The sequence below is a fragment of the Mesorhizobium silamurunense genome (assembly GCF_014843825.1).
Classification (GTDB): domain Bacteria; phylum Pseudomonadota; class Alphaproteobacteria; order Rhizobiales; family Rhizobiaceae; genus Mesorhizobium; species Mesorhizobium silamurunense.
This window is the reverse complement of the sequence record NZ_JHQR01000212.1, coordinates 1-8455: the sequence shown is the minus strand read 5'-3', so window position 1 is coordinate 8455 and position 8455 is coordinate 1. Positions and strand designations below refer to the sequence as shown.

Genomic DNA, 8455 nt, shown 5'->3' with positions numbered 1-8455 from the left:
GAACGCGAGTTAAGTTGATAACGCCCGATCCGGGTCTGGAACGCGTAGGCCACGTCCTTGTACGGAGCCTTTGTGCTCCGTCGACGGTTTACCAAGAAGACCGTGATGACGCGCAGACGCTCTTCAGCCCCTTCCGGAGTCTTCTGACGAAGCACACGCTGGTGAACGGCGACTTCGATGCCGCCGCCCGGCCTCTGAGGGGCAGCGCTTTCCGGCGGCGGGATCCCGGACTGGTTCCGAGTGACGTCGAGGACAATCGCGGCTTCGCCGGGAACCGAACCCAACGGACGTTCTCGGGTTTTTCTGGCTTTGGCTTGCCCTTTCCGATAGTTCCGGAATGAGGAGCACATCGGGCAACGGGGGGCTCGGTCTTGTAGTTCCCCCATGTTGCGCGCAGCGTGACCTGACTCACCGTTTCCGGAAGCACCACCGTCAACCCCATCCATCGACGACGGAAGAAACCTGCCCCGCGGCGGTTGGTCAGTCGAATCCTTTTCGTCGACCTCCCCTTCGACAGCGGAGTCCAGCGTCTCGTGGGCGAGAAGATCGTCGGCGGTTTCTTCGGCGGTTTCCTCGTCGTCAGGTATCACAGGCGCAACACCGTCGTAGGCGGGAACGATAAAGCCTCCGACGTACCAGCGCGATGGTTTCTCCGTCAGGACCTCTCGTGCGAGATCTCGGTCGAGGTCAGGAATTCGGGCCGATTAGGTCGCGGCGCAGGATGTCGATTAGCCTGTTTCGTACCTCGAGCGAGTTCGTCATGGTGTCGGTCTCTCAAGGTTAGAAAGCTGCGCCAGCGCCTGGTCGAGCCACTTTTGGGTCTAAGGGCGACGTTCGGACGATCGCCATTCGCAGCCTTGCCGCACAGAAACGGGCATGGACCAACATCCCGCCCAAGAAGAACAGAACCGGCGGTTTCTCACATCGCCTCCGAACCCGCAACTGACACGTTTGTCAGGTTTGTCGAGCCCACGACGTAGCGAGACCTGCCTGATTGCTGCTGCATCCTGATCAAGTGGTTGACAGACAAGAAGAAGATTTAGTTCAGCCTCCCTTCTGCAAAGTTGGCACGACTTTTGAAGGGACGCATTGGCTACGTGGCCGGGTTGCCGATGATGACAAGCGTAAATTATCTTTGATGGAGAGTTATGTGGACAAGCAGAGATTTCGTGATCTTGCAAGCGTGATTGAGAAGTCCAGATCAGATTTCGACTATGCGTACTCCAAAGGAATAATGACACTGTATGCCCGCTCGCTTGAGCAGCGACACGTGGAGCTCGAGCCGGGACGATCGGTTATAGAATTCGCGAGAGGCAGCTATCTCGGGCTTGATAACCATCCGATGATCGTGGACGCTGCGATAGCAGCATTAGCGTCATATCGCTCGATACAGTGGTCCGGTGCACGCACGAGATTGAATTTCTCGCTAACCCGAGATCTCGAATACAGCTTATCTGAACTTTTCGATGCTAGGGTTGTCGTATACTCGTTGGTTCTAACGGCGAACATGAGCGCGCTCCCGTTACTCGCATGCGGCGCTTTCACCAGAGGACGCAAGCCGGTACTGGTGTTCGATCGATTTGCCCATGCCACTTTGGCATACCACAAGGCTGTTATGGCCGAAGATGCAGAGGTTCTGCAAATTAGGCACAACGACATTAAGGAACTGGAGGATATTTGTCGGAAACACACGTGCGTCGCCTACATATGCGATGGTGTGTATTCAATGGGCGGAAATGCCCCAATCCGTGAGCTTTTGCGTCTCCAAGAACGCTATGGGCTATTCATTTACATCGACGATGCGCATGGCATCTCAATCCGGGGAAGGCATGGCCAAGGATATGCCAAATCCCAAATCACAGATCTAGGCGAAAACACAATCATCGCGGCTTCTTTGAGCAAAGGCTTCGGAGTGACTGGCGGTGTTCTCATGCTTGGGACGGAAGAGCAGGAGAAACTGCTTAGACGTTACGCCGTTCCGCATGCATTCTCAATGGGGCCAGACTTGGCCGGAATTGCAGGTGCCTTAGCATCAGCAGAGATTCATCGTTCTGCGGAGCTGGGTGAGCGCCAGGCCCGCCTGAGTAGGGTTGTTCAATGTTTTGACGAGAAAATGCCGACGCAATCGTCAGGTGACGGAATGCCAATCCGGATGGTCCCGATTGGTGCGTCTCGGGCAGCGGTGGATACGGCGGCAGAGCTATTGTGGCGTGGCTTTTATGTGGCCGCAGCATTTTATCCGACGGTGCCCCGCGACAAGGCTGCTTTGCGCGTATGCCTGACCGCGGACCATAGTCTGGAAGAGGTCACCAAGCTTTGTGAGTCAATCCGAGACATAGCTAGTGCGTGTCAATAAAGGCCGGGTTTTCTGGGGTTTGAAGGGTCGTTCTGGCCGCGCAACCGGTGCTGCTTGGCAGCGCGTGATGGCACGAGTGTGCCGATCGACGAGCAGAGAGCATTTGCAGCGGCCATGCCAGCATAGGGTATCGACCAGCGCCTGCCGGCGTGCCACTGAACGCGACCCGATGAGTGGCGTCAGACCGGTTTGAGGCGGGTGAAGAGTGCGAGATTGTAAGCCACCACAGAGGACCAGACATAGGTCTTGGTCTTGAAGTGGTCGAGCCCGCGCCAGGTGCAGCGCCCCAGGCCGTAGGCACGTTTCAGGCAGGAGATGCCGGCCTCGATGCCGGCGCGGAAGTTGCGCAGCTTGCGATAGACCCACTTGCTTTTGACCATGTCTTCGACCTTGAGGCCGCTCTTCTTGTGGAAGGCCATGTCGCGCACGCCGCAGGCCTTGGCCCGGCGCAGATTTTCGCGGCTGGCATAGCTGCCGTCGGCGGCCGCCTGCCGCGGCGCCTGGTCCCAGACGGCGATGTGGCGCTCCAGCATCGACAAGAACCGCTCGCTGTCGGCCGGGTTTCCGGGTTCGATGACGAGGTCAAGGATCAGCCCGCTTCGGCCGGTGGTCAAATTGAGCTTGTGGCCATAATCGACGTCGCGGCTGCCCTTGACGATGATGTCGGCATGCGGCTCGAACAAGCTGACCAGCTTGTCGCCGGCCTGCACCGCCTCGCCGGCCAGGACCCGCCGCTCTGTCTGGGCGATGATCTGTTCAATCAGCGGCCGGTAGTGGCGGATCTGGGCCTGCCACAGTTCGCCGGCCGGGCCCGCCGCTAGGGGCAACTGCGCCGCCGCCTGCTCGACATAGCCCAGGGTTTTGCGGGTGATCTTGAGCAGCTCGCGGTAGTGCTTGACCCGTTCGGGGCGGCTGCGGGCATACTGGATCGTCCGGGCCCGCTTCTTCGCCGCGAGGCAATGATCGTGCCATAGGATGGCGCTGCCCAGTGCTGCTGTCGCTCGGCTCGTGGGTTCAGCGCCGCGGTGACGGTGCTATCGAGCCGCATGACGCTGCCGGTTTCGACCCCGTCCTGGCGGGCGCTCGCCAGCAGCACGCGGTTGATGTATTCCCAGGTTTCGGCCCGTATGGCGCTGATCGTCTGTGCAGCACCGACTTCTTCGGGCTCCACCCCCATATGTGGACGGCTCCCACTTGCAAGCTTTTTTGCAGATATTTTTGATCGGATCGCTTGCTTCCATATGTGCGGCCTTTGTGTGTGGTCGCACATGACCACTGGCCAAGATGGTTTCCGCAACGCGTGTTCCTAACATGGCAGCGGCCTTGATAGGCCAGTGGGAGTGACCGAGTGTCACGCGTCTTGGATCGATCGATCGCACCATCTGCTCCTATACTGCCTGTGTTTGTTCTTCCGGTCGCCGGTACGTTTCGCCGCTCAACATAAGCTTCCAGGCAATTCGGGCAATCTTATTGGCGAGCGCCACCGCAACCAGCTTTGGTTTCTTCCGTCGTAGGAGTTCGATGAGCCATCGCGAAGTATGTCTGCTTCGACCTGCTCTGACATGCTGAAGAAGGGCAGTTGCGCCAACCACCAATATGCTCCTCAGCATTTCGTCGCCAGCTCGCGTGATCACCCCAAGCCTGACCTTGTCTGCGGTCGAATGGTCTTTGGGCGTAAGCCCAATCCAGGCGGCAAAATCGCGACCCGACTTAAACATTCGGGAATCCGGGGTCTTCATCATCAGCAGCGATGCGCCGACCGGTCCGACACCTGGAGTTTCGGCAAGCCGCCTGCTGCATTCATCGGCGCGATGCAGCGCGGTTAGTTTTTCCTCGACGGCTTTCGTTTCCTTAAGCAAATCTCGATACTCAACGCCATGCATGGCGAAAAGCTCGCGGGCCAATTCAGGCAGGGATTGATCAGCCGCTATTCGCTCCAACAAAGGTTCGATGCGGCACATCCCGGTGGCCGCGACGATGCCGAACTCCATGGCAAAACCGCGAATGGCATTGGCGAGTTGTGTCCGATTGCGAATGAGTCTCTCTCGCATGCCGACCAGGCATCAACGCCGCTTGCTGGTCCGCGGTCTTCACCGGCACGAAGCGCGCATCGTGGGTCGGCTCATCGCCTCACACAAAGCCTCCGCGTCCGCCACGTCGTTCTTGCAGCGCTTGACATAGGGCTTCGCCAGCTGAGGCGTATGCGGCGTCTCCGCCCTATTGATTTTTTGGTTGCAACGGTCAGGTCGAGCGCTTGCAGATGGTCCTATGAGCACGTCGGGGAGTCCCGGACGAACTCATTGTGAGGCGCTGATCCGTTGCGCATAGGCCCAGGGCATGAGGGCGTCGATGTCTTTGGAGAGGTGGCCATTTGCGAGGCTGATGAAGAGATCGCGCAGGTAGGCGTATAGTTCAACGCGGTTCATCTTGCATGTGCCGATCAGGCTGGCGAAACGGGCCTAATTGCGGCCGCCTTCATCATGGCCGGCAAAGAGAGCATTGCGGCGGTTTATGGCTGGACTTCTGATCGCGTTTTCGACGAGGTTGGAGTCGATGTCGACGCGGCCGTCGTCCAGGAACAGCCGGAAGCCGGTCTGGCGTTTCAGCATATAGGCCATGGCCTCGCCGAGGTCGGACTTGCGCGAGACACGTACGGCCTGAGCTGTCAGCCAGGTGAAGAACGCGTCCACCAGCGGGCGGGACAGGTTCTGGCGGACAGCCCGGCGATGATCGGGGTCACAACCTCGCATGCTGTCCTCGATCTTGTAGAGGGCGGCGACGCGCTTCCGTGTGCTCAACATCGTCGACGACGTGACACGCGAAATGTCTGGCCGCGATTCCGGACACCTCGATCTCCGGCCGTTGGGTTGCTCGCGAGCTGACGGAACTGATCGCCCAGCGCGGCAAGCCAAGGCATGATCGTCTCCGACCACGGCACGGAGTTCACGTCGAACGCCATCCACACCGCGAGGCCTCATTCCTCGCTCGGCTACCAGACCCCGGCGGCATCCGCCGAGGACATCACCGCAACCGGCTCCGACGCTGTGCTGATGGAAGGCTCTGCGCCTTCGCCGGTTGCTCAACCCGCGCCAAGAGGCGTAACAGAAACGGCCAAGGCTCTAATCGCCGCTGGATGAATGTTCATTGGCAGGTCAGCCGCCGACTTCTCCGGCGATGCCTTTCCGTTCGGGACCGTCCGCGAGATCGAAATCGGTTACGGGCTAGCGCTCGCCTTCCGCATGACCTCCGTCGGAGAACTCGGATGGGAACTCCATATCCCGACCAAGCAAACCTTGGGCACCTATGATGCTCTGGCTGCCGCCGGCAGCGACTTTAATCTTCGCCATGCAGGGTCGCTTCGCCCCTCGGCAATCCCCCATAGCGAAACCACTGTCCGGGAATTAGCGGAACCCTGTCCGGTCTTTTGCGATGCGCAACGACACGGTGCATTTCGAACCGTGTCATTCCGCGAGATAGGTCACGTCCACGTCGCGGCCGGAAGCAACGTAGAACCAGAGCACGCCCGTCTCCAGCATCTGCGCGCCGTTCGCGACATGCGGCCTGTAATGATGGCCCCGGCTGCGCCCAGCCAGCGCGCTCCAACGGCGCGGAGCGTTGTCGTGCCAACGTGGAACCAGCATCCCGCGCAGGCCAGCTATGGCGGAAAGCGCGCGGAAATTGCTTGTTTTGCCTGGTCGGTGCCCATTCCGAGTGTCGTATAGTGCTTCAGATGCTCGACCGACTCGTATCCCTCACGATGCGCCAGCGCGATGTCACTGACGGTTACGTCCATCTGCAGGTCGATGAAGGCCTTTCGTTTGGTCCCACGAAGTGGCCGAGCGCATCTCAAGGGGACTTCGTCTATCATCTAAAAAAGCGATGGTACAGTTCGCGACTTTATGTTGGTGAGTCCAACGCCGAGTGGCGCATACATGACTGGCAGTGGTTCGAACCGCGTCCGGTTTATTATGGATCGACGCCGGCACATTGCCGTCGGATATCGACATTTGCCAAGATAGGAGAGCTGCTCATGTCCGCATCTAAGCAACAGGAACGCGTACCTGCATTAATCAGCAGGAATACCGCGAGAGCACTGCTCGGCTGCGACAGCAAATCGCGGCGCGCGGTATGGATGCGCTGCTTGTCATGAGCGAGAATAATATGAACTATCTCACCGGCTATGACGGATACTCGGAGTACGTTCCGCAGCTCGCTCTCGTGAGCCAAGACGATGAAGATCCGTGGCTGATCTTGCGCGAGATCGACACTTTATGTGCAACACCGACATCGTCCCTGCCGGAAGCACGCATTCTCAGTTATCCTACTGATCCCAGCTGTGATCATGCTTCTCATCCTCATCTTTCGCAAAGATGGAATCCGGGGGGCGCGAATTCCAATGGCGCGCGACGTGAGCGATCTGTTTGCCCGGACGAGAGCGCGCGAAGCGGGTTCGTCTCGCTGGACGAGCCTGGAGCAATGCGAAGATCCGAAAGACCCCTCGGGCGTATCAGCCTGACGTCTTCGGCGTCGGCAATCTTTCACCTGACATGGGCATGTGCAGCTAATAGCGTTGTAAGGAGGCTCAATTGAAAACCATCCCCGAAAAGGGTGTCGCCAGAGATGTCGTCATGCAGGAGCTCAAGCGAATGAAGTCGCTTGATTTCGATTGGCGGGCTGGCCGGGTGCCATCTTACACCTACTTCCTTGACGACGAGACTTTAGACGTCCAGCGCGAGGCCTATGGCGAATTTATTGCAGAAAATGGCCTGGGAGCAGGGCGGGCTTTTAAGAGCCTGGAGGTGATGACCAACGACATCAAGGCGATGGCAAAGTCGCTTTTCAATGCGCCCGACGATGCCGGCGTCTCCTTCACCTCTGGCGGCACTGAAAGCGTTTTCATGGCGGTAAAGACGGCCCGGGACCTTGCGCGACACAAACGAGGCGAGCCGCAGGGACGCTACAACATTGTTGCATGTGTCACCGCGCATCCTTGCCTTAACAAGGCTGGAGAGCTTCTCGGCGTGGATATCATTCGAACCCCGCACACCAAGGAGTTCAGGGCCGACCCCTCGTTGATGCGCTCCGCCATCACCGACAAGACCACAATGCTGTTTGCATCAGCTCCCAACTATCCCTTCGGCACCTTTGATCCGATCGCGGAGATCGGCAAGCTGGCACAGCATTCGGGTCTTCGGCTTCACGTTGACGGCTGCTGGGGCGGCTTTCTCTCACCATTTGCCGAGCGGCTCGGCTATCCGGTGCCCCCGTGGGACTTCCGGGTTCTAGGCGTATCCAGCCTGTCGGCCGATATCCACAAGTTCGGGTACGCAGCCAAGGGCGCCAGCCTGGTATTGTATCGGTCAGCCGATGACCAGGATCATGAAGCGTTTTCCTTCAGCGGGTGGCCTCGGGGAACATACTCCACCCCCACATTCCTCGGGACCCGGGCCGGCGGCGCAATCGCGTCCGCATGGGCGGTAATGCACTACCTTGGCATGGAGGGCTATCTTCGCGCGGCGAGGCTCACGATGGAGGCCACCACGCGGCTTATCGCTGGCCTGAACAGCATTCCCGACATCGAGTGCCTGGCGCCCTACGGCGAGAGTAACCTGATCTCCTTTGTGTCGCTGGACTCCGCGCTTGACATCTACGCAGTCGCCGATCGCCTGGAAGAGCGCGGTTGGCTGCGCGGGCGTATGCGCGAGCCCCAGGCGATCCAACAGGGCGTCAACCCAGCTCATCTGGCCACCGTCGAAGAGTATCTATCGGCCGTGCGGGAAGCTATCGAGTTTGTACGTCGGAACGCTAGCGCGCCGGTCGCTTACGACGAACACAGCTATTGAAGGCCATCCATTGGCCCGTAGGAGGTCGTCGCCTGTCGGCGATGATCTCCGGCTCGCGGGCCCTCAACTGGCACTGTCGGATCATTGGCCCCCGCAGCCATTCCAAGGCAGCATCTGCGACCCGCGAAGCAGCTCAGTCATAGCGAATCCTCGGACCGAGCAAGCCGTAGAGCAGATCGGCGATCAGGTTGAAGACGGCGATTAGCACTGCGTTGCGCGGCAGGGGAAAAAGATCCCATGAGGCGACGGGCGGCGG

Annotated in this window: 6 protein-coding genes and 5 pseudogenes; 5 read left to right on the top strand and 6 right to left on the bottom strand. The window is 59.3% G+C overall.

The annotated features are described in order from the left end of the window. Window positions 1–590 (bottom strand): hypothetical protein (locus DH10_RS36345; protein ID WP_210327844.1); only part of this gene is annotated, 590 nt, incomplete at its 3' end. 404 nt (window positions 591–994) lie between these two features. Here DH10_RS36345 and DH10_RS23490 point away from each other — a divergent pair. Then, window positions 995–2356, top strand: a complete 1362-nt coding sequence (locus DH10_RS23490; RefSeq protein ID WP_246811625.1) for an aminotransferase class I/II-fold pyridoxal phosphate-dependent enzyme — start codon at window positions 995–997, stop codon at window positions 2354–2356. Between the two features lie 179 nt (window positions 2357–2535). Here the strand turns inward: DH10_RS23490 and DH10_RS23485 are convergent. The 3 pseudogenes from DH10_RS23485 to DH10_RS23475 form a co-directional block, all read right to left on the bottom strand. Next, a pseudogene (locus DH10_RS23485) lies at window positions 2536–3532 on the bottom strand (transposase); the annotation flags it as partial. A 212-nt stretch (window positions 3533–3744) separates the two neighbouring features. Beyond that, window positions 3745–4554: pseudogene (locus tag DH10_RS23480) on the bottom strand (IS110 family RNA-guided transposase); the annotation flags it as partial. A gap of 99 nt (window positions 4555–4653) precedes the next feature. Next, window positions 4654–5139 (bottom strand): annotated as a pseudogene (locus tag DH10_RS23475) (IS66 family transposase); the annotation flags it as partial. On the opposite strand from DH10_RS23475, the pseudogene DH10_RS23470 reads away from it, so the two are divergent. Next, window positions 5138–5493, top strand: a pseudogene (locus DH10_RS23470) (DDE-type integrase/transposase/recombinase); the annotation flags it as partial. The pseudogenes DH10_RS23475 and DH10_RS23470 overlap by 2 nt on opposite strands. Further along, window positions 5494–5649, top strand: a pseudogene (locus tag DH10_RS23465) (hypothetical protein); the annotation flags it as partial. Between the two features lie 168 nt (window positions 5650–5817). Here DH10_RS23465 and DH10_RS37170 read toward each other — a convergent pair. Together DH10_RS37170 and DH10_RS37165 are read right to left on the bottom strand one after the other, a co-directional pair. Further along, the gene (locus tag DH10_RS37170; protein ID WP_246811626.1) at window positions 5818–5997 is read right to left on the bottom strand and encodes a hypothetical protein; all 180 of its coding nucleotides are present in this window, start codon (window positions 5995–5997) and stop codon (window positions 5818–5820) included. A gap of 14 nt (window positions 5998–6011) precedes the next feature. Continuing rightward, entirely contained in the window at window positions 6012–6149 is a 138-nt protein-coding gene (locus DH10_RS37165) for a hypothetical protein (RefSeq protein WP_246811624.1), read from the bottom strand. A gap of 272 nt (window positions 6150–6421) precedes the next feature. On the opposite strand from DH10_RS37165, the gene DH10_RS38270 reads away from it, so the two are divergent. Both DH10_RS38270 and DH10_RS23450 read left to right on the top strand, forming a co-directional pair. Next, entirely contained in the window at window positions 6422–6946 is a 525-nt protein-coding gene (locus DH10_RS38270; RefSeq protein WP_425515369.1) for an aminopeptidase P family N-terminal domain-containing protein, read from the top strand. Next, a complete protein-coding gene (locus tag DH10_RS23450; protein ID WP_192385394.1) occupies window positions 6943–8199 on the top strand; it encodes a pyridoxal phosphate-dependent decarboxylase family protein in 1257 nt (418 codons plus the stop codon). Before DH10_RS38270 ends, DH10_RS23450 begins: the two co-directional genes overlap by 4 nt. The last annotated feature ends 256 nt before the right edge of the window (window positions 8200–8455 follow it).